Genomic DNA, 25669 nt, shown 5'->3' on the forward strand with positions numbered 1-25669 from the left:
AATTGTTTATCTTCTTTAAAAATCTTTAAATAAAATTCATCTCAAACCTGTTTTCACAATAGAATTATGTAATAGAATTTAAATAGCAATTTATAAACACCTAAAAAACAGTCGTTTTTACTATAATCATTTCCCTTAAAAATCATAGAAACTTCTATAATTTTTTGGTTTATATTTGTGTTTATTGTTTAATGCTATAACACAACAGATATGAAATTCGGACAAGTAGAAGACCCATCAAAAATAGATTTCACCCTACCCAAGGACCATTCCAGAACCAAGGAAATTTTAAGCCTTAATAAAAAAGGATTGGAAAATATCTCTATCGGATGTGCCAAATGGAATAAAACCGACCTTAAAGGCTTTTATCCTAAAGGAACAAAAGACGAACTGACGTATTATGCCACTCAGTTCAACTCCATTGAGCTGAATGCTACTTTCTACGGAATGCCCACTCCTGATCAGGTAAAAACATGGAAGGAAAAAACTCCTGAAAATTTTAAGTTCTTCCCTAAAATCACCAATACAGTTTCTCATTTCAGAAGACTGATTGATGTGACGGATCCCGTTACTCATTTTGCTTCAGCAGTTATTAATTTTGACGAAAAACTGGGAATGGCTTTTCTTCAGCTTCATGATAATTTTAAACCTAAAGATTACGACAGGCTGGAGAAATTTGTAAAAGAATGGCCCAAAGAAGTTCCTTTGGCTATAGAGCTCAGAAATACGGAATGGTTTACAGATGAAGAGATCCTCAATACGACCTGCGAGCTGTTTGAGGCTCACAATATCACCAATATCATAGTAGATACTGCCGGAAGAAGAGATATGCTTCATATGCGCCTTACCACTCCTAATGCATTTATCCGTTACGTAGGAGCCAATGCAGAAAGCGATTACGAGAGACTGGACGACTGGTTGAAACATCTTACAAAATGGAAAAAGGAAGGCCTTCAGAATCTTTATTTCTTCGTACACCAAAATATTGAGAAAGCTTCTCCTCTATTATCAGCTTATTTTATCAGGAAACTGAATGAAGAATGGAAAACCGACATTCATATTCCACAAATGGCAACGGAAAGTACGGGTACCCTCTTTTAAATGACTTGCAGATTGCAGCAATTGCTTAAAAAGTACTGATTATTCAACCTTAAAAAAATTAAATAGACTCATTTTAATTTAAGACCAAAAAGCTTCAAAACCCTTTTCATAAGAGATTTTTTCATACATTAGAGTATACCGTATTTCACTAAACGGTATGTATATAAAAAAATTAGACATGGAAAAGGAAATTTGTAAAATCAGTATTGCCAGCAATTGGCTTGGCGATGAATATATCTTTTATGACAATCACACAATCAAAAGAGTATTCGATAATCATAGCTTAGATTCCAACAAAGTTGAGTGGCTGAAACCGAGCCAGATCAGCAAACAGAATAAAGATAAACTGGTGCGGAGCTGCCCTGAAGAGTTCAAGGAGCAGGTGATGCAGATCCTGGATTACCCCTAGCGGATAAGAGAATGGGTAATGAGTGATTTTAACCGATTACTCATTACCTCTACAGGATTTTAATGGCTTTTGCTTTTCTTTAAAAGCAATACCAGATTCAGAAACAGCAACAGAAAATCTAATGTGATCCAGATTCCCAGTTTCGTATTTTCATAATTATAGGCATCTACCTGTTTTTTGGCTGCATCAGAAAGCTTCATACTCTGGTTGATGTAGTTCTGTACTTCCACAATCTGATCAATATTCTTATTAGGTACAGAATGTTGAGAAAAATAGACTAAATTCTTCTTCCCCAGATACCCCGCAATCCAATACTCATCAGATTTATCCATTTTCAGGTACTCTATTCTGTAGTATTCCGGGCGTATTTTTCCGATATGTTTAGGCTCAAGCGTCGTATTTTTGTCTGTCTTGTTCACATTGATCAGATAGAAATCCAATGTCTGCGGCAACTTATTGACTACCTGTAATCCTACTGAATTGGCTACAAATGCCACTGCACTTTTCTTGATAAACCAATAAGTAAAAACAGAAATCGAAGCAACCACTGTTACGATACGAAACAGTTTGGCCCATTTCGCCATTCCCCCGGATTTGACCTTGAACAGGACTAAAGAAAGAACGGAAGCCAGAAATATTATAAAAATAATCAGTGTCATATTTTACAAAGATACTTCTTATCTGTATTTTATCTATATTTGCCGCCAAATTTTAACTATAAACTTGACCATGAAACAAAGACTGTCAGTTATTTTGTGTCTATTAATTATTTCTATCAACGCACAAATTAAATTTGAAAAAGGATATATCATCGGTAGTGATGATGTAAAAAAAGAAGTCCTTATTAAAAACCTGGGCTGGGTAAGTAACCCTAACAGTTTCGTTTACAAAACGGAAGAAAAATCAACAGAGAGTACAGGTAATCCGTCCAACATCAAAGAATTCGGGGTTTATAATGAAGTAAAATATGTCACTTACAATGGTGATATTGATTATTCATCGGATAACATCAGTGATCTTTCTTCCAGCAAGGAACCGGAACTGAGAAAAGCGTCCGTCTTCTTAAAAGAAATTGTAACGGGTAATAAGAATTTATACTCTTACCAGGGGCAGAATGTAATACGATATTTTTATGCGGATTCCGGAGCTGCGATTCAGCCGCTTATCTATAAGAAATATCTTTTCGAGGGGAGCAGCTCTCAGATTGCTACCAATGATGACTATATCAATCAGCTGAAAACGATCTTTTCTGATGACAGCAATGCTAAGACAATGGTTGCAAAAACGAAGTATACAGGTAGTGACCTAAAGAAAGTCTTCAAAGCATATAATGATAAAATTTCAGGAACTTCAGATGAACAGTTCTCTTCTGAGGAAAAAAGAAAGTCTAAGTTTAACTTAAATATCAGACCGGGTATCAATTTCTATTCTCCGGTGGACATTGCAGGAGCTTACCGTAATGATGGGCTTCCTTCAAAATCAGGATTCAGAATTGGTGCTGAAGCAGAATTGGTATTACCGTTTAATAAAAACAAATGGTCAATTGTAGTAGAACCTACGTTCTCTCTTTACAGCAATAAAGCAACGATCAGGACTTCCGACAACCTGTATAACATCAATGTAGATAATTATTCATTTATCAGCATTCCGGTGAGTATAAGACACTATATGTTTATCAGTGATAAATCGAAAATTTTTATCAATGCTGGTATCAACTTCCTTACGCTTAAAACCAGCTCGTCTAAAGATTATGCAGTAGACTATGACGGCTATGTATTTGATCGATTAAAACTGTCTTCATCTCAAAGTTTCAAAAGTGCGACGTTTGGGATAGGTTACAATTACAACAACAAATACAGCATAGAAGCAAGATATAATACCAGCATCAATATGTTGGAAGAAAAAGGACCTTATGCAGATCTGAAATACACTTCCTTAATTATAGGATATAATATTTTCTAGTCTACATTCCATTCTTTATAAAACTGGTCGAGGAAATTCAGCATATAATGATGTCTTTCTTCGGCCATTTCTTTTCCTTTTTCAGTATTCATAAGATCTTTCAGAAGGAGTAATTTTTCGTAAAAATGGTTAATGGTAGTCCCATTAGATTTTTTATATTCTTCTTTAGACATTCCCAAGTTTGGCTTTGATTCAGGATCATGCATCGGGTTATTTTTAAATCCGCCAAAGTTGAATGTTCTGGCAATTCCAATGGCTCCTATAGCATCAATACGGTCTGCATCCTGTACAATCTTTAATTCAATCGGTGGATTCTCCGGTGCCTGGCTTCTGTTTTTGAATGAAATATTCTCGATCACAAATAAAACCTTTCCGATGGTTTCTTCGGGTACATTCTGGCTTTCAAGAAATTCTCTGGATATTTTAGGAGCGATCGTTTCGTCTCCATTATGGAATTTAGGATCTGCAATATCATGAAGAAGTGCTGATAATGCCACTACCTCTCTGTCACAATCTTCTGTTTCTGCAATTTTAGCCGCCAGCTTCCATACTCTTTCAATATGAAACCAGTCATGTCCTGCTTCTGCTCCTTCTAATTTTTCTTTTACAAATTCTACGGTGTTTTCAATTGTACTTTTCATTAATCTATCAATTCATTTAAAATAATATTCCAGAGTTTACTGTTGTAGCTTCTAAAAAAATTAACGTGCCCGATTTCGTTCTTATCGGATTCGGAAGTTTTTACCAGTCTGTAAGTAGGTTTAAGATTAGGATAGGTAGTGTTTAATAAACTCAATACTCCTTTTTCTGTGAGCCATACATCATCTTCAGCGCGGATGACAAATACTTTCTGTGTTAAATTTTTAGAATAGTCCTCAATTTTTTCCAACAGTCTGTTGGTTGATTTCCTGTTTAAAATTAAGGTTCTCCAGTCATATGCACAATTTTTTGGAAGACTTTCTCCAAGCCCAAACCAATGTGCCGGAAAATACCCTAGCAATGAAGTGGTTAGCGGCTGTACAATTCCAAACCCAAGATAGGCTTCAATTTTTGTTTTTAATCTCAGATTTCCTACAAAAGCATTCTGCGTTCCTACAAAAATGAATTCTTCAAACATCGCTGAGTCTTCATTCATTCCCAAAATCAATGCTCCTACAGAATGTCCCAGGCAATATTTACGATATTCAGAATAGTTCTGCTGAATGTATCGGGTTAATGTTTTATAATCTTTTGAACCCCATATTCTCATAGAGCTATGAAAGCCTTTCATCTCTTCCGGTTTGGAAAGACCTATCCCACTATAATCATAAGTAATCACGGTAAATCCCTGTTCAGAAAAATAGTTGGCAAACGAGAAATACACCTGCTGTTTCACTCCGGTTGCAGAATTAATAAGCAATAATTTTCCGTTGTTATTCTCCGGCCGAAAAAGGTGAACGGCAAGGGAAGCATGGTCTTCTGTGGTCAATATTAGTTTTTCCATAGTATAAAAGAAAAAATCCACTATAAAAGTGGACATTTTACCTATATTTTTATGTTAAGTTTCAGACTTTTGATATGTCGTAAATAGCTTTAGGAAACAAAATCTGAAATTCTCGGCAGTCCAGTCTGAGAACCTTTACCGGCAGAAACTCTTGATGAAACTTCGTTTCCGAACTTCACACATTCTTCAATAGAATTCCCATGGCAAAGCGCTATGGCAAACCCAGAAGTGAATGCATCCCCCATTCCCATCTTATAAACGGTTTCGTCTTTATCATTTCTGTAATACTTCATTTCTGTACCATCGAAATAAATGGTAGAGTTGGTATCGTCTCTTACAAATACCTTATTGAAATATTTTTTAAGAACCTCTTCTCTCTTCTCTTCGCCGAAAATAGTATACAGCTCGTTACTTTTTGCCACAATAAAGTCTACATTGTCAAGAATTTCTTCACTGATTCTCATTGCAGGAGAAGCATACAAACCTACTTTTTTGCCATACTTTCTGGCTTTTCTAATGGTATATTCTACCACGCTCATAGAAACCTCAAGCTGTACAAGGATAAGATCTGCAGTATGAAAATACTTATCGGCATCATCTATATGCTCGTTATTAAGGTATTTGTTGGCTGCCGGAACTACCACAATGGCAGCATTTCCGTTGGAAGTGGTCACATAAGCTGTCCCCGTTGCTTCTTTATCTGTTTCATGAACAAAGCCTACGTTTACATTCTCGCTTACCAGATTCCTCATGATCTGCTGTCCGAGAGGATCCATTCCCACACAACCTATAAAATAAACACTTGCCCCCAGTCTTGCAGTTCCTACGGCCTGATTCGCTCCCTTTCCACCAAAATAACTGTCTGAATTAACAGCTAAAACAGTTTCATTAGGTAAAGGAAGTTTTTCTGTTTCCAGGACCAGGTCTATTGATGAGCTTCCTACAACGATGATACGGGGTTGTTCTGATGAGAAATTCATTGTGTTTTATATTGGCTTTAAAGTTTAATATTTTGAAAAAATGGCATTTCAAAAATAACTATTTTTAATTAACTTATTTCAATAAATTCAGTAATTATCTTTACCGGCTGCTGATCCTTATTATAAGCGATGTAGCTGGCATAAAAACCTTCACCATATCCCGTTTCAAATGCTAATATAGTTCCTGGATGTTCTTTTGCAGGCTTCAGGAAAGCATACTGATCTATGGCTCCTTTTTCATCAAAAAAATGCTCATGGAAGAATTCTTCATAGATTCCCATGAAGTCTCCGCCTTTATTTTGATACAGTTTCTGCTCCAGCTCATTAAGACTGTTTTGGGTATCAACATCCATGAAACATCCCATACCGCTCTCCACAGGATATCCGAAAACTTCTCCTTCAGCCAGCTCTTTCGTGTTCTGCCCGGCTGTAGTAGCCAGTTTCCAATCTGTAATTTCCGAATTGCTGAAGATAATCTCTGCATAGGCTACACAATTGCTTTCTCTTTCTTTGTACAGCATTACCGAGAAATCTCCTTTAGGAAACTCTGTAGAAAAAGGAAGCATATCGTTGGTAATCAAAGGATCACAAGCCACAAGCTTTCCACTGGAAAGGTAGATCTTTCCTACTTCAAAACTTTCTAATAACGGACTTTCTACAAAATCCTTCGAGAATAGTTTTTTTATGTTTTCTATATGTGTCATTTTATTTATTCTTTAAACCATCAGGCTGGATACAAGTATTCATCTGTATCCAGCCTGAGATTATGACAAAATTAATTATTGTCTATATTGTTATTACAAGCTTTTCAGCTTCTCTTCCAGGATCGCAATCTTGTCAAGAGCATCTTTTTGTTTCTTACGCTCTACCTCTACGATTTCCGGTTTTGCATTGGCCACAAACTTTTCATTGGAAAGCTTTTTATCTACTGAAATCAAGAATCCTTTCAGATATTTCAGTTCTTCTTCAGTTTTAGCTTTTTCTTCTCCTAAATCTAAGTTCTCACTTAAAGGTATAGAAACTTCTGTTGCTCCCACCAGGAAGGTAAAGCTTGGCTTATCTGTTTTCTGTCCGAAATGGATTTCAGAAACATTCGCTAATTTTCTTACAACCGCTTCGTTAACAAATTCTGAAGCATTGGTATATACCTCAACCGCTTCTCTTGGAGAGATTCCTTTTGTCTGACGGTAATTTCTCACTCCGGAAATCAATTCTGCCGTGATTTCAAAGTTTTTAATGATTTCTTCGCTAAACTGATCTGCATTCTTCTGCTGAGCAATAACAAGTGCCTCATCGATACTTCTTTCTGAAATCAACTGCCAGATCTCTTCAGACTGGAATGGCATGAACGGATGAAGTAATTTCATCAATTCTTCAAAGAAATAGATAGTTTTATCATAGACTTCTTTAGAAATTCCTTCTCCATAGTTTGGCTTGATCGCTTCAAGGTACCAACCACAAAAATCATCCCAAATTAATTTATAGATCAAATGCAGCGCATCAGAAATTCTGAACTTCTCAAACTGATCATTAATTTCAGCAATCGTTTTGTTCAGTTTATTTTCAAACCATTCGATAGCCTGGTTATCTGTAGCAATAGCCGGTTTATCTTCATGATTCCACATATTGATCAGACGGAATGCACTCCAGATTTTCGTCATAAAGTTTCTTCCCTGAAGCATCAGATCTTCATCAAAAAGAAGGTCATTTCCTGCCGCAGAGCTCAATAGAATCCCTACACGTACTCCATCTGCACCGTATTTTTCCATCAATTCGATAGGATCCGGAGAATTTCCTAAAGATTTTGACATCTTTCTTCTCTGCTTATCTCTTACGATACCTGTAAAGTAAACATTTTTGAACGGAACTTCTTTTTTGTATTCCAATCCGGACATGATCATTCTCGCTACCCAGAAGAAAATAATATCCGGTGCGGTTACCAGATCAGAAGTTGGATAGTAATAGTTGATGTCTTTATTTTCAGGATCTAAAAGTCCCTCGAATACAGACATTGGCCATAGCCATGCTGAGAACCATGTATCCAGAGTATCCTGATCCTGTCTCAGGTTATCTACTGTCAACTCATTGTTTCCTGTCTTCTGTTTCGCCAGCTCTAAAGCTTCTTCTGCAGTGGCTGCCACTACGAAGTCTTCATCACCGGTTCCATAATAAAATGCAGGAATCTGCTGTCCCCACCATAGCTGACGGGAAATATTCCAGTCACGGATGTTCTCCATCCAGTGCTTGTAAGTGTTTTTGAACTTTTCAGGATAGAATTTTACTTCATCATCCATTACAACATCTAAAGCCGGTTTAGCCAACTCAGACATTTTAAGGAACCACTGTACAGAAACCTTAGGCTCAATAACAGCTCCTGTTCTTTCGGAAGTTCCTACTTTATTTACATAGTCTTCTGCTTTTAACAAAAGATCTTTTTCTTCCAGTTCTTTAGCGATCTGCTTTCTTACCTCAAATCTGTTTTTTCCTGCATAATGAAGACCATGCTCGTTAAGATTTCCGTCATCATCTAAAGCATCGATCATTTTCAGCTGATGTTTTTGTCCTATTTCGTAGTCATTAACGTCGTGAGCCGGAGTGATTTTTAATGCTCCTGTTCCAAATTCAATATCTACATATTCATCTTCGATGATAGGAACTACTCTGTTGACAATAGGAACAATAACGTTCTTCCCTTTCAGGTGTGCATATCTTTCGTCATTAGGATTGATACATACGGCAGTATCTCCGAAAATAGTTTCCGGACGTGTCGTAGCCACTGAAAGGAACTCTTCTGAACCTTCAATTTTATATTTAAGGAAATATAATTTTCCGTTCTGCTCTTTAAAGATTACTTCTTCATCTGAAATATTCGTCTTTGCTTCAGGATCCCAGTTTACCATTCTGTATCCTCTGTAGATCATTCCTTTGTTATATAGATCTACAAAGCTGATGATTACCTGTTTTGAAAGGTTCTCTTCCATTGTGAAACGGGTTCTGTCCCAATCACAAGAGCATCCCAATTTTTTCAACTGCTCAAGAATGGTTCCACCGTATTTGTGTGTCCAGTCCCAGGCATGTTTTAAAAACTCTTCACGGGTAATGTCTGACTTGTTGATTCCTTCAGACTTCAGTTTAGCAACAACTTTAGCTTCAGTAGCAATAGAAGCGTGATCTGTTCCCGGAACCCAGCAGGCATTAAACCCGCGCATTCTTGCACGACGGACCAGAACATCCTGAATGGTATTGTTCAACATATGTCCCATGTGTAATATCCCCGTTACGTTTGGCGGAGGAATGACCACGGTATATGGTGGTTTGTCATTAGGTTCTGAGTGGAAATATTTGTTTTCCAACCAGTAATTGTACCATTTCTGTTCTGTTTCCTGTGGATTGTACTTTTCTGAAATCTGCATAAATTCTATTTCTTTGGCTTGCAATTTGCAAAAATAGTCTAAAGAAAAAAATTTTTAAGCATGAATTAAAATAATTTTTAACTTTGTTTCACAAAATTTATCTAACAAACATATTAACATTCAAGAATATGAAGAAATTAATCGCAGGAATTGCATTATTCGGAACATTTGCCCTAGCATCTGCACAAACTATTACGTTTGATAAAACTACTTTTGACTATGGTACAATCAAACCTAACGCTGATGGTACCAGATTCTTTACAGTAACTAACTCAGGTGACAAGCCTTTGATCCTTTCTAATGTAAAACCTTCTTGCGGATGTACAACTCCTGAATTCAGCCAGGATCCGATCATGCCAGGAAAATCTGCTAAGATCAAAGTAGGATACAATACGGCTATTGCCGGACCATTCAACAAAATGATTGAGGTATTTTCTAACGACCCGGCTAACAACAGAAGCGTAATCTACATCAAAGGAAACGTAGATGCTAATGCTCCTGAGCCAAAACCATTGACTCCTGCTGAGCAGAAAGAAGCTGCTAAGGCTGAGAAAAAAGCTGCAAAACTAGCTAAAAAGGCTGCTGCGAAGTAAGCTCTACTCAAAAAAATAAAGGAACCGTCTCTATTGAGGCGGTTTTTTTATTATATTTATGTTGAAATAGATGTTAGAGGCTAGAAGTCAGATATTAGATACTATATACCGGAATTTGAATGATAGCCAAAATCTTTTAATCTTTTAATCTTTTAATCTTTTAATCTTTTAATCTTTTAATCTTTATAAAAAATATGGACACCAATTTCTCAGACGACTTTCAGGTAAAAGGAAAATTTTCCATCAAAAAAGCTTCAACTTCCTATAAAGGAAAACTCACCAAAGAAGAAGGTGTACAATTATTAATTCAGGAAAAAGAAAAATTGCGTGAGCTTCAGGAAAAACTTTACGCAGATGGAAGCCAATCTTTATTAGTGGTTCTTCAGGCGATGGATGCTGCAGGAAAAGACAGTATGATAGAACATGTCTTCGGAGGGGTAAATCCTCAGGGATGTAATGTGACCAGCTTTAAGACCCCAAGCTCTAAAGAATATTCTCACGATTTTTTATGGAGACATTATCTTGCTCTGCCTCAGAAAGGAATGATCGGAATTTTCAACCGTTCTCATTATGAAAGTGTGCTGGTTTGTAAAGTGCATCCTGAATATAATTTAAGTGAAAAAACATGGTCTTCCGTAAAAGATTTCGATGATAAATTCTGGGATAACCGATATGAAAGTATCAGAAATTTCGAAAAACATCTTTCCCAAAACGGGACAACCATTATCAAGATCTTTTTGAATGTATCTAAGGATGAACAGAAAAAAAGGCTTTTAGACAGAATTGATGAACAGGAAAAAAACTGGAAATTTTCTGCAGGAGATCTTCCGGAAAGAGCACTTTTCCCTCAATATATGGAAGCTTACGAAACAGCCATCAACGAAACCTCGAAAGATCATGCACCATGGTATGTACTTCCGGCTGACAACAAATGGTTTGCGAGAGTCGCTGCAATCCAGATCATCATCGATACACTGGAAAAAATGAATCTTAAGTATCCTACTCTTTCTGAAAAAGATAAACAGGAACTTATCGATGCCAAGAAAACTCTTGAAAATGAATAATAAAAGAATCCTCAGATCGATCTGAGGATTTTTTATGTATCTGACTTTTTGCTTTTGTAATCCGCTCAGGAATATGAAGATCCTGATGGTATAAAGAAAAATCACGAGAAAATCTATAAGCCGGATTTTGTACTTCCGAAGAAGTGCCTGTTATTTATCTACGTTTTACATTGCTGCAAAACTTGAGCTGATTACCCCTCGGTTTTCAGGACGAGCCGCCCCTATTTCCATTGCTGAAAAGAACCGATATACTTACCATTGCACCGCAAAGAGTTTACCTGGTTTCACTACAGCCGAACTGTACCTGCTTTCTGTTGCACTTGTCCTACCCTCACGGGTGACGGATGTTATCCGCTTTGCTGCTCTATGGTGTCCGGACTTTCCTACCTCCCGCCAAAACGGGAAATCAACAAGCCGATCTTCTCGTAGAGGCAAAGGTACGTAAATTTTGTGGGAAAAAGGGAAAGGGAGGGGTGAAAGGGCAAATTTGTGGAAGGGCGAAAAGGCTAAGATAGCTGAGATAGCAAAGGAGGTGAAGAAGGCTGAGGAAGGTTGAGGAAGCTGAGAAGGCAGATTAGTTAATATACTTTGCTAATATGGAGCTATGGTATGCTGTTAATAAAAATTTGCTGTATTCTCATTCTTGATGAAGAACTTTTACAACTTTTTATTATTTAGAACAGCAATATCTCTATGTATTTATTCAACATTTTGAAAGGCTTTATACTGAAAAAGAAATCAACTCACCCTATTAGCCTCCTTCTTCATATTTGCCTATTTGCCATCTAAGCTTCCTTTGCTTTCTCAGCCCTTCCGCAATTTCACCTTTTCACCCTTTCACCTTTTCACTATTTTGCCACAATTATTCTTCCAATTACCACATTATTATTATCTTCGTGCTCATTATACATCTATGGATTCCAGAGAGAAAGAATTTGCGCAGCTTATCAAAGATAATCAGGGTCTGATTATTAAGGTATCTCGTCTGTATACCAATTCTCTGGAAGATGAAGAGGATCTTTTTCAGGAAATTGTGTTACAACTCTGGAGAAGTTACGACTCATTCAAAGGAAACTCTAAAATTTCAACATGGATGTATCGTGTAGCGCTCAATACAGCCATTACTCTTTTTAGAAAAAAAAGCAAAAGCCTGCCAACCAATGAACTGGACATCAACCATAAGGACTTTGTGGAAGATGATGATGAAAAGCAGCAGCAAATATCGCTTTTGTATACTGTAATCAAGACTCTTCCTAATGTAGAAAGAGCCATTGTCATGATGTATCTTGACGATCTGCCTTACAAGGATATTGCAGAAAACCTCGGAATCACCGAAGTTAATGCACGTGTAAAAATGAACAGATTAAAGAAAACCCTTAAAGAACAGATGGAAAAATATGCCTGAATTTGATTTAGATAGCTTTAAAAAAACATGGCAGGAACAACCTGTCCAGCCAAAATATGACAACACTGAGATCCTTCAGATGTTGAATAGAAAGTCGCGTAATTATGTAAAGTATATTTTCTGGATCAGTGTGGTAGAATTCCTGTTCTTCTCCGTTTTGGGGTTATTTTACTTATTCCCGGAAGAGGAATCTGACAGCTTCCGTAAAATGCTGGAGAGACTGGGTGCCCAGGAAGCTCCTGAAATAGAAAACAACTTCGGATATGCTTATCTGACCATAAAAGTTTTAAGCTTATTAATCACTGCTTATTTTGTTCTCAAATTCTACCAGAATTACCGAAAAATAAAAATTGAGGAAAATCTGAAGGGACTTATCACCAGAATTATTAAGTTCAAAACAACAGTGAATGCATTTATTTTAATCAGCATTGTATTGCTGTTAATATTCACTTTCGTACTGATTTCTTTTATATTTTATATATTAAACTCTCAAAATATACAGCCTAGCAGCTCTAATCTGGCTATCATTATTGTTGGAATTGCGGTAAGTACATTGCTTGCGATCTCTATGATCTGGTTTTACTACAGACTGGTATATGGTACTATTATCAGAAAACTTGATAAAAATCTAAAGCAGCTTAAAGAAATAGATTCCCACGAAAATTAGCATGGGTAGGTCATAGTTCGGGATATTATTGTTAATTTTATTTCGCCAAATCTTTTTACTATGCCTTTATCATATGTTTATGGGACTTCTGAAGTTCCATTATTAGGACAGACTATTGGAGGAAATCTTAAAAGTACTGTCGAAAAATACCCTCATCAGGAAGCACTTGTCTGTGTTCATCAGGATTACAGAGCTACTTACCAGGAATTTTACAACCAGACCACCGCTGTTGCCAAAGCCCTCATTTTCTTAGGAGCAAAATCCGGTGACAGAATCGGAATATGGGCATCCAACCGTTATGAATGGGTGCTTCTGCAGTATGCAACAGCCAGAATTGGAAGTATTCTGGTCAACATCAATCCTGCTTACAGAACCCATGAACTGACCTATGTGCTCAATCAGTCTGAAATCCGTTTCATTTTTTCTTCTTTAAGCTTCAAAACCAGTAACTATAAAGAGATGGTGGAATATGCCAAAGAAGTATGCCCTAGTCTTGAAAATGAAATTTTCTTTGATGATAACTGGGAAGATTTCGTCAACAACGGGCAGGATATTTCGGATGAAGTATTACACAGTTTTGAAGAACACGTACAATTTGATGATCCTGTCAATATTCAGTATACTTCAGGAACGACAGGATTTCCGAAAGGAGTAACTCTTTCTCATCACAATATATTAAACAACGGTTATTTTATCGGGATCAGATTAAAATATACGGAAAAAGACCGTGTATGTATTCCCGTTCCGTTTTACCACTGCTTTGGCATGGTCATCGGCAATATATGCTGTACCGCTCATGGAGCCTGTATGGTGATCCCTAATGACAGTTTTGATCCTGAAATTACATTAAAAGCGGTTTCTGATGAAAAATGTACCTCATTATATGGGGTTCCTACAATGTTTATAGCAGAATTAGCCGTAAAAGATTTTGATCAATATGATTTTTCAAGCTTAAGAACCGGAGTCATGGCAGGCTCAGTCTGTCCGCCGGAAATTATGAAAAAGGTGGAAAGCCTGATGAACATCAAAGAAATGAGTATCTGCTACGGAATGACGGAAACTTCTCCTGTTTCCACACAAACCCTGATCGGAACCCCACTGGAAAAACAGGTAAGCACTGTCGGAACGGTTCAGGATCATCTTGAAATAAAAATTGTGGACGAAAACGGAAGAATCTTAAAGCGCGGAGAACATGGCGAACTTTGTACCAGAGGCTACTCCGTCATGCTGAAATACTGGAATGATCCTGAAAATACAAAAAAGGTACTGGATGATGCACGATGGATGCACACCGGAGATATGGCCGTAATGGATAAAGACGGATATATTACCATTTCAGGAAGAATCAAAGACCTTATTATCCGGGGTGGAGAAAATATTTCACCGAAGGAAATCGAAGATTTTTTATACACTTATACCAACATTCTGGATGTACAGATCATTGGCGTTCCAAGTGAAAAATTCGGGGAGGAAGTGATGGCCTGGGTAAAAGTAAGAGCCGGATTTACCATCACAGAAGAAGAGCTGCTGGAATATTGTAAGGGAAGGATTGCCCATTATAAGGTTCCGAAATACTGGAAGTTTGTGGATGAATTCCCGATGACTATTTCAGGAAAAATAAGGAAGGTAGAAATGCGGGAGATTTCGATGAAGGAACTGGGACTGGAAAGTTATAAGGCTTAGGTTGATTTTCATACGATCTCCGTATCTTTTTTTAAACACTTAAGTTTTTTTAAGTTACTACTAACTGTTTAAGAAGGGCACTTAAGTTTTTGAAAATCTTTGATTTTCATTGATACAAAGACAAATATCACACCTGAAAGACTGCATATTCCCCTCCTCTGGAGGGGTGTCAAATCAAAGATTTGACGGGGTGGTCTTCCCTACTCTCTATAAAAACAAAAAAGCATTTCAAATTGAAATGCTTTTTTTATTATTAAAGTTCTTTTCTTAATCTTGCTACAGGAATATTGAGCTGTTCACGATATTTTGCAATCGTTCTTCTGGCAATATTATACCCCTGTTCTTTTAAGATCACTACTAAGGCGTCATCCGTAAGTGGTTTTCTTTTATTCTCTTTACTGATCACTTCCTGAAGATGGGTTTTAATCTCTTTGGTAGAAACTTCTTCTCCATCGTCATTGGTTAGACTGTCTGAGAACAGATCTTTCAGATATACAATTCCATTTGGTGTATCAGCGTATTTACTTTTTACTACCCTTGAAATCGTAGAAATATCAAATCCTGTAATATCTGCCACATCTTTCAGAATCATTGGTTTCAGAGACTTTTCGTCACCTGTAATAAAATAATCCTTCTGGAATTTCACAATAGCAGTAATGGTCTGCAATAAGGTATTCTGACGCTGGTTGATGGCATCAATATACCATTTTGCGGCATCCAGTTTTTGCTTGATGAATAATGCAGCCTGCTTATGTTCTGATGAATTTTTATCGTGAGAATAGGTAGATAAAATATCTTTATATTCTTCAGAAACTCTTAATGTTGGAGCATTTTTGCTGTTAAGCATAGGAACCACCTGACCATCTTTTACCTGGATCACAAAATCCGGAATAATTTCCTGGTTGATCGTAATAGTCTGTGTATCAAAATTTCCTCCTACTTTAGGAGATAGCTTGGAGATTTCATCCAAGGCATCTTTCAGATCATCTTCTTCAATATCATATTTCTGGATGATCTTATTGTAGTGCTTATTCGTCAGTGCATCAAACTGATGTCTTAAGATATTGGCAGCCAGAGAAACGGCTTTATCTGAGCTTACTTTCTTTTCGATCTGAAGCAGCAGGCACTCCTGTAGTCCTCTTGCTCCTACTCCTGACGGATCCAGCTTCTGAACATAGTTTTCAAGGATGTCCTCCACTTTTTCTCTGGTAGTATAAATACCTTGGGAGAAAGCAAGATCATCAACAATCGACTTGATTTCTCGTCTTAAATATCCGTCTGTATCTAAATTTCCGATAAGATATTCTGCAATCTTCAGGTCTTCATCATTGATATTCACCAGGTGAATCTGTTCCATCAGATAATCATATAACGACTGGCCTTCTGTTAAAAGACTTTCGTTATCAAATTCTTCATCATCCGGAGAGTAGTTGCTGGATGCAGTTTTATAGCTTGGTTCGTCGTCATAGAGATATTCATTGACGTCAAAATCTGTTTCAATGCTTTCTGTACCCTCATCCTGATAAGCGTCTTCCAAAGAAGAATATTCATCTTCCTTAGAATCCTCCTTGGCAATTTCCAAAGCAGGGTTTTCTTCTAACTCTCGCTCCAACTCCTCTTCAAATTCAAGAGTATGAAGCTGAATAAGCTTCATCAACTGGATCTGCTGAGGGGCCAGCTTCTGTCCTAATTTGAGTTGTAAGTGTTGTTTAAGCATATTCTTATTTGCGTTTTAACATAACATATTCTACGAATTTAATAAATTTATTTGATAAAAAATACATTTAGCATGATTTTTGCATTATATACTCTAACGTAATAAACTATTAAGAAATAAAAAAAGCCTTAACTTCTGATTAAGGCTTTTTTTTATTGTTCTAGAATTCAGCGCTTTTCGGCGTCCTAGGGAAAGGAATTACGTCTCTGATGTTCGTCATTCCCGTTACGAAAAGAACAAGTCTTTCCAGTCCTAATCCGAAGCCTGCATGCGGTACAGAACCGAATTTTCGGGTATCAAGATACCACCAAAGTTCGTGCTCATCTACATGCATATCTGCCATTTTCTGTTTTAATACGTCTAATCTTGCTTCTCTTTCTGATCCACCAATGATCTCACCGATACCTGGGAAAAGAACGTCCATTGCAGCAACTGTTTTGTTGTCTTCATTCAGCTTCATATAGAACGCTTTGATCTCTTTTGGATAGTCAAATAATACTACCGGGCTTTCAAAGTGTTTTTCAACCAAATATCTTTCGTGCTCAGACTGAAGATCAGTTCCCCATTTCTCAACAGGGTAAGCAAATTTTCCTTTTTTGTTTTCTTTTGAGTTCAATAAGATCTCAATAGCTTCTGTATAGCTTACACGTTTGAAACGCTTCGCCACTACATTCTCAAGTTTTTCGATAAGACCTTCTTTTGCTCTTTCTTTTTCCGGTTTTGTCTTTTGTTCTTCGGCAAAACGCTTGTCTAAGAAGTCAAGGTCATCTTTACAGTTATCCAATACATACTGGATCACATATTTCAGAAAATCTTCTGCAAGATCGATGTTGTCTTCAAGGTTGTTGAATGCCACTTCCGGCTCAATCATCCAGAACTCGGCAAGGTGTCTTGTCGTGTTTGAATTTTCAGCACGGAATGTAGGTCCGAAAGTATAGATTCTTCCCAATCCCATCGCCGCAGTTTCACCTTCCAGCTGGCCTGAAACGGTAAGGTTGGTCTTTCTTCCGAAGAAATCCTGTGCAAAATCAATATCCCCTTCTTCAGTTCTCGGCATGTTGTTAAGGTCAAAGTTCGTTACTCCGAACATTTCTCCTGCCCCTTCTGCATCTGCTCCGGTAATCACCGGTGTGTTGATATAGAAGAACTGGTTCTTGTTAAAGAAAGAGTGAACGGCAAAGCTAACTGCGTGACGCACTCTGAAAACTGCCCCAAAAAGGTTGGTTCTGAATCTTAAGTGTGCCTGCTCACGAAGTTTTTCCAGGCTGTGTTTCTTAGGCTGAAGAATCGTATTTTGAAGTTCTTCCGTAAAGTTATCTCCTAAAATAATGATCTTTTTAGCGATAATTTCCACAGTTTGTCCCGCTCCCTGGCTTTCTACCACTTCACCTACTACTTTAAGGGAAGAAGCTGTACTGATATTTTTGATAAGTTCTTCGTCAAAATTTTCGAAATCAACAACTATCTGCAAATTATTAATCGTAGAACCATCATTAAGCGCTATAAAGCGATTAGAACGGAATGCTCTTACCCATCCGTAAACTGTAATGTCATGATGTAATACTTTCTTGTAATCCCTAAGGATTTCTTTGATCGTTTGCTTTTTCATTTGTTGATGATAAATTTTTTATATAAAAATTAATGGTTGCAAAGTTACAAAAAAACAGCGCAACTTCATGGTTACGCTGTCTTTAAAAATCATTTATCAAGTATTTAAACTTTAAGTTCAGTAAAACTTAGTTTTTCTTCCGTCTTTTTTCCTTCATTTTTAAGTTTAATTGATCCAATATCACCTTGAACTTTGATAAAATCTGTATTGATCTGAACTGAAAATTGACTAGTCTTTATCACTTTGAAAAGGACAAGTCTATCCTGAGTTTTTATGGTTAAGTCTTAGAAAATGTATAGAAAATGGTTATTAGTTTTTAATGATAAATTCTCTGTTCCACTTTCAGCCCATCATTTTAAATATTACAGATCAATTCAAGGTATATTGTTTTAAATTACTTCATAAATTCTTTTTAAATAATCACTACTCACTACTACGTTCTAACTTTTATTGTTTCATTCCCTCATCTCCGATTTTTATCTGATCTCGTTTATGGGTTGATGGTCTTACCGACCGGTCTTTTTCTGTATTTATATTTTGTACAGTGTAAATTCAAAATATAAAAAAATTGTGTTCTTACCTCTGGAACAAAGATGCTACAAAGAGGAATGATCATGCAAGCAGATGTTCTATAGATTCATAAATTTATATCTATAAAATCATGAATCTATAGGTTTTAATTACTTAAAAATCAATAGATTAAATTTAAATCAATTTCATGTTTTCGATTTCTTTCAGGTAGATGGAAAGTGGCGTTCCGGTTCGTTTTTTGAACGCTAAAGTGAAGGCCTGCTCATTATTGTAGCCTAATTCTTCGGCAATAAAAGTAAGCTTATAGGATCTGAATTTTTTATCATTCGCCAAACGGTTGATGGCATAATCAATACGGAGATCATTGAGGTAAGTGGCAAAATTCTTTCCTTTATAGGTATTGATAATTTCTGACAGGTATCTGGAATTGGTCTTTATTTTTTTGGCAAGGCTTCCCAGTGTAATTCCTTTTTGTAAAAACTGATCTTTACTTTCAAAAATCTCAAGTTCTTTTAAAATGGACTGAACAATATCTTCGGAAATCACTTTTGAAGTTTTATCATCGTGGCTTTCTTCGGGAAGATGCAGCGGCATTATTTCATCTTTTACCTCATATTCTTTATCTGCTTTGTTTTCATTAACAGACTGAATCAGGTCCTGGGCAATCTTCTTATATTTCTTTTCCGTTTTTTTATACTTAAAATAAACATTGATAAACAGCAAATGGGAGATCAGCAAGCAACTAAGAACAATATAAAAGAGGGTCTTTCTGTTTTGAAGTTCATTGGTAATCGATTCTTTTTCCTGTTCCAGCTTCGGGCTGTCATATCGTCTCGGTACTTCCCTGGATATGTATCTGAACTGGGAATCCAGTACGCTGTCTACTTTTAAAAAGCGATCCACATAATACAGCTGCTTCTCTTTATCATTGTTTACTTTATAATAGTTGATCAGACTCATATACACCTGTCTGAGTTCAGGATACAGATAATTTGTCTTCAACACCATAGAATCTATTCTTGTGAAATATCCTATTGCTTTTTCTTTATTTCTTAACCCTTCATAGGATTGACCTAAATATAAAAGGGTATAATTCTGATTTCTTTTATTCTGATTATTTTTATCGAAATAAAACTTTTCACAAGGAACCAGATCATCAATGGCAGCATTATATTTTTTCTGTTTCAAATGATAATACCCCATCAAGCCTAAATTCTGATGCCGCCCATATTTATCATTGTTCTTTTCAGCATTCTGCAGCCCTTCCTGAATCAGAATATAAGCGGAATCCATTTTATTGATCTCTATGTAAGCATCTGCTAAATTTAGTTTAAGAAGCTGCCGTTCCGACTCATTCATATAATCAGCATTATAGGCATAATATCTTAATGTTTTGGCGGTCTCTGCATGTTTCCCGATATAATTATTCAGATAAGCAATGCTGATGTTTGCCATCGCAATCTGTCTTTTGTATCCTTTTTCTTTGGCATATTTCAACCCTAGCAAATAATTGTTCAATGCCGCTTGAAGGTTTTCTGTCCTGAAATAAAGGTTTCCTCTTAGCAGATATGTTCTGGCAGGGTATATATTTTCTTTAGAATTTTTTGTAATGGTCTGTAAACTATCAAGATATTTTAAGGCAACCGGTAAAGGCTGATCAAAATGCAGCATAACATATGCTTCTGCAATCTCAGAAGTATTCTTTTCAGCTCTGGCTTTCTTAAGATAATATTCTGCAATATATCTTTTACTGTTAAGATCCTCTGCTCCGCTGCCATAGAAATCCTGTTCCATTTCTTTATAGGTCTGTTTTTCCAGAGAATGGTCTTTGATATTGCCCGTTTGCGCATGCCATGCATTACAAACAGTCAACAACAGTATCAAAAATTTTATTTTCATCGTTGAATCCTAGCTATCCTACAAAAATATTATTTTAATCAATACTCACCAGCTTTTTGCTCTATTAATCGATGAATATTGATATGACTATGAAAAGAAAGTACCCTCATCTCCACTCTACTTTACCTTCCAGATAATAGACCTGCCCTTTGTCTTCGTAAAGGAGATCATATCCCTGATCCGTCAGGTAGAAACGACAGACTTTTATTTCTCCGTTTCTGTTTTTAAAATTAAGAACTGCCGGACAGATTTTTGCATCATTCATTTTTGTAACGATCAGATCATAATCTTTGATAATGTTTTTTTTACTGTACAGGGAGAGCATCCGGTCATTGATAAAACGAACGTATTTCAGAGCGGAAAGCGGATAATGAATCTGTTCAAAGGGTTTTCCGGCAACACGAGCCGCATTTTCATTAAAGAAGTTCGTTATAGAAATACTGTCTGCGGTTATCTTTTTTACCACATTGGTCTCATATCTTTTTCCATCAGTGAATTCCATACTATAGATCGCTTCCATTTTGATGGCAAAACCTTTTTTTGATTTTCTTAAGTCCTGGAGGTCTGTAAATTGTTTCCCTTTTTTGATTACAATTAATACATTTCCTTCCCCATCATCACAGTCATCATATTTTTTATAAGCAACAGAGTCATCCATTGTTGTATTCAAGGTATCGTTTTTGGCATTTTGTGAAAAAAGCCATCCCGGCAACATCAGCAGGAATACGATCAGTTGATCATTTTTCATGATTTAATTATTTTAAGGTTACAACATATTCAGTTTCTTAGCATTTACTCAATTTTCTGAGGTACTGATAATGGGAAATTACTGCACTCGCAATACTTTTTTCATGATAAGGAAAATTGTTCCTGACGGCGGCTTTTTTTATTGCCGGAGTAATAATGGTGTACACCGTATGGGGCAAACCCGGGAAAAGATGATGGGCAGCGTGGGAATTGAATCCCCCAAAAATCCAGTTAGCCAGCCTGCTTGTAGGATGATAATCCAGGGATACTGCTAATTGGTGTTCATAATAATCATAAGGCAGATACCCATTATCATCAGCTTTGGGAAAATCCGTTTCAAGGCTCAGATGAGAAATAATCAGCGTCAGTACAAAAAACAGGGAAATGGTCAGGTGCATGATCAGAAAAGACAATAAGATCATCAGCACCGGAATATCTGTAAAAAGAACCGGAAGGATCAGCATATAAGTAAAATAGGCAAGTTTCAGGATGACCACTTCTGCCACAGATCTCCATGAATAGTTTTGATTTCTGAGATTCGCCAGCTCTTTCTTCCTGACGTAGATAAAATCTTTTATCAAAATCCAGTGTAACGTATAAAAACAATATAACACCGTTGCATACAGATGCTGGTAGGCATGTATTTTTCTTTTAGGCTGATTGACTGATAAGCGGATGAAAATATTATCATCAATATCCGCATCACAACCATCTACATTGGGAAAAACATGATGGGAAGCGATGTGTCTTTTTTTCCACAAACGGGCATTTACTCCCTGAAGGTTAAAAGTGATGTAATAAATAAGCTGGTTGATCTTCTTATATTTTGAAAATGTATTGTGTACACAGTCGTGAGAACAGTTGAAGGCCAGCAATATTCCTGTAAGCCCTAACAGGATATAATTCAGCATTACTGCCCAGCTTTTATCTTCCATATAAGGATTAAAAAGATTGGCATACAAAAGCAGAAAAATAACTGAATAGGATAAGAATTTTATGATCAGTAACCTGTTTGCCTTTTTGATCACTTCATCTGTCAGCAAAATATTCACTTCTTCCCGCAGTTCCGAATAAAAGGGAGAAGTTGCCTTTTTAAATTTAATCTTGGATTTCATGATGTTTCTTTTTTAAAATTTAAAAAACCGTATTAATTCCCAACCCAAACCGGAAACCTTTCACCGGAAGCTGATTGAACGTATTATATTCAAAGTTCCATCCCACTTCTGCACAAAGAAAATAGAGGAAAACAAATCCTGCTTTCGGAGAAACGGTATAAGGCGTAATGCCTGCTCCTGCATACACATCAAATACATCTTTGGAATCATGAGAAGAAATGACCGTTCTGAAATAATCAAACTCCGGAATAACCAGCAGTTTCTTTTTATCCCACCAGTTGAAATGGCCTCTTAAACTGTAATAGTTTTTCCCGTCCGGCAGCTTTGTTCCTATGGACAAGTATGTTTTGTTTCCCATACTTGTTCCTTCTATTCTTGTATTGAGAAGAAACATAAGACCTTTGCTATCTTTAAGATTCTCAAGCTGGCCTTTCATCAGACTACAGAGAAATACGGCAATGATGACCACTGAGTTTTTCATAGCGCTTTATTGTTTTTGGGTCTTTTAAAATTCCAGTTGATCAGCGGCAACTTCCTTTTCCCGTTTTCATTCCACATTCCTATCTGGATTCCTCTGAAATCATTACATCTGTTGTACAGCCCAATCTGAATTCCCCTGCATTTCATTCCCACATTGGCAAACGGGGCAACGGAAACGCCTTTCATCTCATGATGCAGATTAAAAAAAGGAGAAACAGACACTCCGTTGATCACGGCATATGTGCTGATATTACTGGAGACATTGACCTCTAAACCATTCGTTACCGTAGGTTCCATATTGATCAGTGACAATTGCAGTCCGTTGATTTTATTCATCTTTTCCCGGGGAACAATTATATAATCATCATTAAGACTCCAATCACCTATGGAAGGCAAACCGAAAAACAACAACGGCGGAAGAAAAATCCCAAGAAAGTTGAAGCCCATTCCTAATCCGTTTACTTTTTTAGGCTTAAAGCCTTCTTCATCATCATAGTATTTAAACAGGATTCCGTTGACATTTCTGACATTCTTTGAAGGGGAAGCCGCAATAAATCTGGGCTTTAAAGAATCTACTCTTAAGGTATCTGATGCATAGACCAGGCTATTGAATACAAAAACTGCTATTAATAAGATTCGTGTTTTCATAACTCATTATTTTAAAATTACAGTTCAAAATTATCAGCAGAAACCACAGTTCCGAATGTGAAAAAAAATTAAAAAAAATATCACATTTGCGAAAATCACAAAATGAGAGGAAGAGGGGGTATAGAAGTTAGGAAGATGGGAGATGGAAGAAGGGAAGTAATGAAGGTTGAAATAATAAATGACGATTTGTTATTGTAAATTGACCTTATAATGACTATTAATATTTATAACTGAAAGTAACTTCCATCTTCCAGCTCCCAGCTTCCCACCTCATCAAACAAAACCCCATATCCCGGCAAATGTTTCCAGCCTTCACAAACTCAACAACGCTTTCCACAAAAAAGCACTACATTTGTGAAAATCACAAAACCATGCACCAGGAAGCTTTACTGAAGGAAATCCGGAGAAAAATCGGGGAAAGATCTTTAAATGATGAGATTGCGAACATCCTTAACATCAGCTACGATGCCGCCCACAGAAGAACTTCCCTGAAAGCTAAATTCAGCTTTGAAGAGGCTCTGGAACTTGCAAAATACTATCAGATCTCACTGGATCAGTTTCTGGGAACGGAAAATCAGTTGGTGGTCAAAAGAACACAGCCTGTAAAAACTACTGAAGATCTGTTGAATTATTTTGAAAATTCATTGAAGATTCTAAATGTCTTCCAGGACATCACCCATTCCAAAGTATTTTATTCTGCGAAGGACATTCCTTTTTTCTATACTATTTCAGATTCAATCCTCTCCCGTTTCAAGTTTTATGTCTGGATGAATTTGCTGAATCAGGATAAGTTTCTGAGCCCTTTCCATGATTTTAAGATGGAATACCATTCTGTAAAAAATGAAATGCTGAAAGATCTGTATGACAAACAAAATGTAACAGAAATATGGAATGATACGACCATCATGAGTGCTCTGAGACAGATTTCTTTTTATTATGAAATGGGATTGGTAAGGAAAAACGACGTTGACCTGATCCTTGATGATCTGAGGAAATTACTAGAAGAACTTGAAAGCAAAACTTTGGAAAAAACTAATTTTCAGATTTATGTGAATGATTTGGTAATTTTGAACAATAGTATTTTATTTAAGAATGATCAGCAGTGCTCCTTTTTTGTTCCTTTCAGCATGTTCGGGTATATGATGACCAATGATAAACTGACGTGTGAAGATTCTCTGAGCTATTTTGAGCATCAGATCAAAAATTCAAGATCACTGAATGAATCCGGAAACCGGGAAAGGAAAGTATTTTTTAATAAAATGTATGAACAGATTGAACGTTTAAAACAAAATCTATCATGAACAGTCTCCGTAACGGTGAATATTTTGGTCACACCAATGAAAAAATCAGCTTTGAAGGGTTAACCATCACAGATACGGAATATACTCACCCTTATGTAGACTGGCATTATCACGAAAATGCTTACTTTACCTTTCTCCTTCAGGGTAATATGACGGAAGGAAACAAAAAAGAAACCTACGGATGCTCAGCAGGTACATTATTGTATCATCATTGGGAAGATCCGCATTATAATATTAAACCGGATGTCTTTACCAGAGGCTTCCACATAGAGATCACCCAAAATTGGTTTGAACGGTTTGACATTCAGAAAAACAAGGTTGAAGGCAGCTTCAATATCAAAAATCCGGCCTTCAAATTATTGGTACATCAGATTTTTAAAGAAACGAAAACCAATGCTACCTCTTTTGAAATGGCTGTCAATCAATTGTTGTTACATCTTTTCAGTCAACTGACCCATGAAAAGGAAATCAAAGAGAAAAAACCTTTGTGGGTAAGCCAGGTTCATGAAATCTTGCATGAAAACGTTGCTGAAACCCTGAGCCTGACCGAGCTTTCTAAAACACTGAACATCCACCCTATTCACCTGAGCAGGGATTTTCATAAATATTTCCATTGCAACCTGGGTGAATATCTTCGGAAATTAAAGATTAATAAATCTATGGAGCTTCTCCATTCGTCTTCTTCATTAACGGATATTGCTTTGGAGTGTGGTTTTTCAGATCAAAGCCATTTCATTCGCTGTTTCAAAGAAAATATCGGAATCACTCCTTTGAAATACAGGAATCTTCTGAAAGCTCACTAAAATCTTTCTGAGTAAAATCACCATTCACGATTTGGATACATCCTTCCCCGATTCGGCTA

Annotated in this window: 23 protein-coding genes and 1 other RNA gene; 10 read left to right on the forward strand and 14 right to left on the reverse strand. The window is 36.6% G+C overall.

Annotation, left to right across the window (positions count from 1 at the left end):
- Positions 1-210 precede the first annotated feature (210 nt).
- Together AC106K_RS11785 and AC106K_RS11790 are read left to right on the forward strand one after the other, a co-directional pair.
- Complete coding sequence (locus tag AC106K_RS11785) at positions 211-1101, forward strand: DUF72 domain-containing protein (protein WP_482445496.1); 891 nt, start codon at positions 211-213, stop codon at positions 1099-1101.
- Positions 1102-1279: 178 nt separating this feature from the next.
- On the forward strand, positions 1280-1510 hold the full coding sequence (locus AC106K_RS11790; RefSeq protein WP_482445498.1) for a hypothetical protein: 231 nt from the start codon (positions 1280-1282) through the stop codon (positions 1508-1510).
- A gap of 59 nt (positions 1511-1569) precedes the next feature.
- On the opposite strand, the gene AC106K_RS11795 is transcribed toward AC106K_RS11790, so the two are convergent.
- The gene (locus AC106K_RS11795) at positions 1570-2169 is read right to left on the reverse strand and encodes a hypothetical protein (protein WP_482445499.1); all 600 of its coding nucleotides are present in this window, start codon (positions 2167-2169) and stop codon (positions 1570-1572) included.
- Positions 2170-2239: 70 nt separating this feature from the next.
- Between AC106K_RS11795 and AC106K_RS11800 the strand changes: the two genes are divergently transcribed.
- Positions 2240-3472 carry an outer membrane beta-barrel protein gene (locus AC106K_RS11800; protein ID WP_482445500.1) on the forward strand — a complete coding sequence of 411 codons (1233 nt, stop codon included), beginning with the start codon at positions 2240-2242 and terminating at the stop codon, positions 3470-3472.
- On the opposite strand, the gene AC106K_RS11805 is transcribed toward AC106K_RS11800, so the two are convergent.
- The 5 genes from AC106K_RS11805 to AC106K_RS11825 form a co-directional block, all read right to left on the reverse strand.
- Positions 3469-4113: an HD domain-containing protein gene (locus AC106K_RS11805; protein ID WP_482445501.1), complete on the reverse strand. Its 645-nt coding sequence runs from the start codon at positions 4111-4113 to the stop codon at positions 3469-3471. The genes AC106K_RS11800 and AC106K_RS11805 overlap by 4 nt on opposite strands.
- On the reverse strand, positions 4113-4955 hold the full coding sequence (locus AC106K_RS11810; RefSeq protein WP_482445502.1) for an alpha/beta hydrolase family protein: 843 nt from the start codon (positions 4953-4955) through the stop codon (positions 4113-4115). The genes AC106K_RS11805 and AC106K_RS11810 overlap by 1 nt, the downstream gene beginning before the upstream one ends.
- An 89-nt stretch (positions 4956-5044) precedes the next feature.
- A complete protein-coding gene (locus AC106K_RS11815) occupies positions 5045-5935 on the reverse strand; it encodes a ribokinase (RefSeq protein WP_482445504.1) in 891 nt (296 codons plus the stop codon).
- Between the two features lie 68 nt (positions 5936-6003).
- The gene (locus AC106K_RS11820; RefSeq protein ID WP_482445506.1) at positions 6004-6639 is read right to left on the reverse strand and encodes a DUF4241 domain-containing protein; all 636 of its coding nucleotides are present in this window, start codon (positions 6637-6639) and stop codon (positions 6004-6006) included.
- Positions 6640-6732: 93 nt separating this feature from the next.
- The gene (locus tag AC106K_RS11825; RefSeq protein WP_482445507.1) at positions 6733-9348 is read right to left on the reverse strand and encodes a valine--tRNA ligase; all 2616 of its coding nucleotides are present in this window, start codon (positions 9346-9348) and stop codon (positions 6733-6735) included.
- A 128-nt stretch (positions 9349-9476) separates the two neighbouring features.
- Here AC106K_RS11825 and AC106K_RS11830 point away from each other — a divergent pair, with 128 nt between their 5' ends.
- Together AC106K_RS11830 and AC106K_RS11835 are read left to right on the forward strand one after the other, a co-directional pair.
- On the forward strand, positions 9477-9941 hold the full coding sequence (locus tag AC106K_RS11830; RefSeq protein WP_047098740.1) for a DUF1573 domain-containing protein: 465 nt from the start codon (positions 9477-9479) through the stop codon (positions 9939-9941).
- 194 nt (positions 9942-10135) lie between these two features.
- On the forward strand, positions 10136-11005 hold the full coding sequence (locus AC106K_RS11835; RefSeq protein ID WP_482445509.1) for a polyphosphate kinase 2 family protein: 870 nt from the start codon (positions 10136-10138) through the stop codon (positions 11003-11005).
- Positions 11006-11105: 100 nt separating this feature from the next.
- On the opposite strand, the gene rnpB is transcribed toward AC106K_RS11835, so the two are convergent.
- Positions 11106-11431, reverse strand: an RNA gene (rnpB, locus tag AC106K_RS11840) — RNase P RNA component class A.
- A gap of 487 nt (positions 11432-11918) precedes the next feature.
- Between rnpB and AC106K_RS11845 the strand changes: the two genes are divergently transcribed.
- The 3 genes from AC106K_RS11845 to AC106K_RS11855 are packed head-to-tail and all read left to right on the forward strand — an operon-like array spanning position 11919 to position 14760.
- On the forward strand, positions 11919-12410 hold the full coding sequence (locus AC106K_RS11845; protein ID WP_047098737.1) for an RNA polymerase sigma factor: 492 nt from the start codon (positions 11919-11921) through the stop codon (positions 12408-12410).
- The gene (locus AC106K_RS11850) at positions 12403-13077 is read left to right on the forward strand and encodes a beta-carotene 15,15'-monooxygenase (RefSeq protein ID WP_482445512.1); all 675 of its coding nucleotides are present in this window, start codon (positions 12403-12405) and stop codon (positions 13075-13077) included. Before AC106K_RS11845 ends, AC106K_RS11850 begins: the two co-directional genes overlap by 8 nt.
- Before the next feature lie 60 nt (positions 13078-13137).
- Positions 13138-14760, forward strand: a complete 1623-nt coding sequence (locus AC106K_RS11855; RefSeq protein WP_482445514.1) for an AMP-binding protein — start codon at positions 13138-13140, stop codon at positions 14758-14760.
- A 253-nt stretch (positions 14761-15013) separates the two neighbouring features.
- Here the strand turns inward: AC106K_RS11855 and rpoN are convergent, their stop codons facing one another.
- The 7 genes from rpoN to AC106K_RS11890 form a co-directional block, all read right to left on the reverse strand.
- A complete protein-coding gene (gene rpoN, locus AC106K_RS11860) occupies positions 15014-16477 on the reverse strand; it encodes an RNA polymerase factor sigma-54 (RefSeq protein ID WP_482445515.1) in 1464 nt (487 codons plus the stop codon).
- A gap of 160 nt (positions 16478-16637) precedes the next feature.
- Positions 16638-18086: an asparagine--tRNA ligase gene (asnS, locus tag AC106K_RS11865; RefSeq protein ID WP_482445517.1), complete on the reverse strand. Its 1449-nt coding sequence runs from the start codon at positions 18084-18086 to the stop codon at positions 16638-16640.
- Positions 18087-18791: 705 nt separating this feature from the next.
- On the reverse strand, positions 18792-20516 hold the full coding sequence (locus AC106K_RS11870) for a helix-turn-helix domain-containing protein (RefSeq protein ID WP_482445519.1): 1725 nt from the start codon (positions 20514-20516) through the stop codon (positions 18792-18794).
- A 106-nt stretch (positions 20517-20622) separates the two neighbouring features.
- Positions 20623-21264, reverse strand: coding sequence for a hypothetical protein (locus tag AC106K_RS11875; protein ID WP_482445520.1), 642 nt, complete (start codon positions 21262-21264; stop codon positions 20623-20625).
- A 37-nt stretch (positions 21265-21301) separates the two neighbouring features.
- The gene (locus tag AC106K_RS11880; protein ID WP_482445522.1) at positions 21302-22378 is read right to left on the reverse strand and encodes a fatty acid desaturase family protein; all 1077 of its coding nucleotides are present in this window, start codon (positions 22376-22378) and stop codon (positions 21302-21304) included.
- 19 nt (positions 22379-22397) lie between these two features.
- A complete protein-coding gene (locus AC106K_RS11885) occupies positions 22398-22859 on the reverse strand; it encodes a hypothetical protein (RefSeq protein WP_482445524.1) in 462 nt (153 codons plus the stop codon).
- Positions 22856-23506, reverse strand: a complete 651-nt coding sequence (locus AC106K_RS11890; protein WP_482445525.1) for an LA_2272 family surface repeat-containing protein — start codon at positions 23504-23506, stop codon at positions 22856-22858. The genes AC106K_RS11885 and AC106K_RS11890 overlap by 4 nt, the downstream gene beginning before the upstream one ends.
- A 371-nt stretch (positions 23507-23877) precedes the next feature.
- On the opposite strand from AC106K_RS11890, the gene AC106K_RS11895 reads away from it, so the two are divergent.
- Complete coding sequence (locus AC106K_RS11895) at positions 23878-24807, forward strand: helix-turn-helix domain-containing protein (RefSeq protein WP_482445526.1); 930 nt, start codon at positions 23878-23880, stop codon at positions 24805-24807.
- Positions 24804-25610, forward strand: coding sequence for a helix-turn-helix transcriptional regulator (locus AC106K_RS11900; protein ID WP_482445528.1), 807 nt, complete (start codon positions 24804-24806; stop codon positions 25608-25610). Before AC106K_RS11895 ends, AC106K_RS11900 begins: the two co-directional genes overlap by 4 nt.
- Positions 25611-25669: the final 59 nt, after the last annotated feature.

Source organism: Chryseobacterium sp. FR048, from assembly GCF_056844665.1.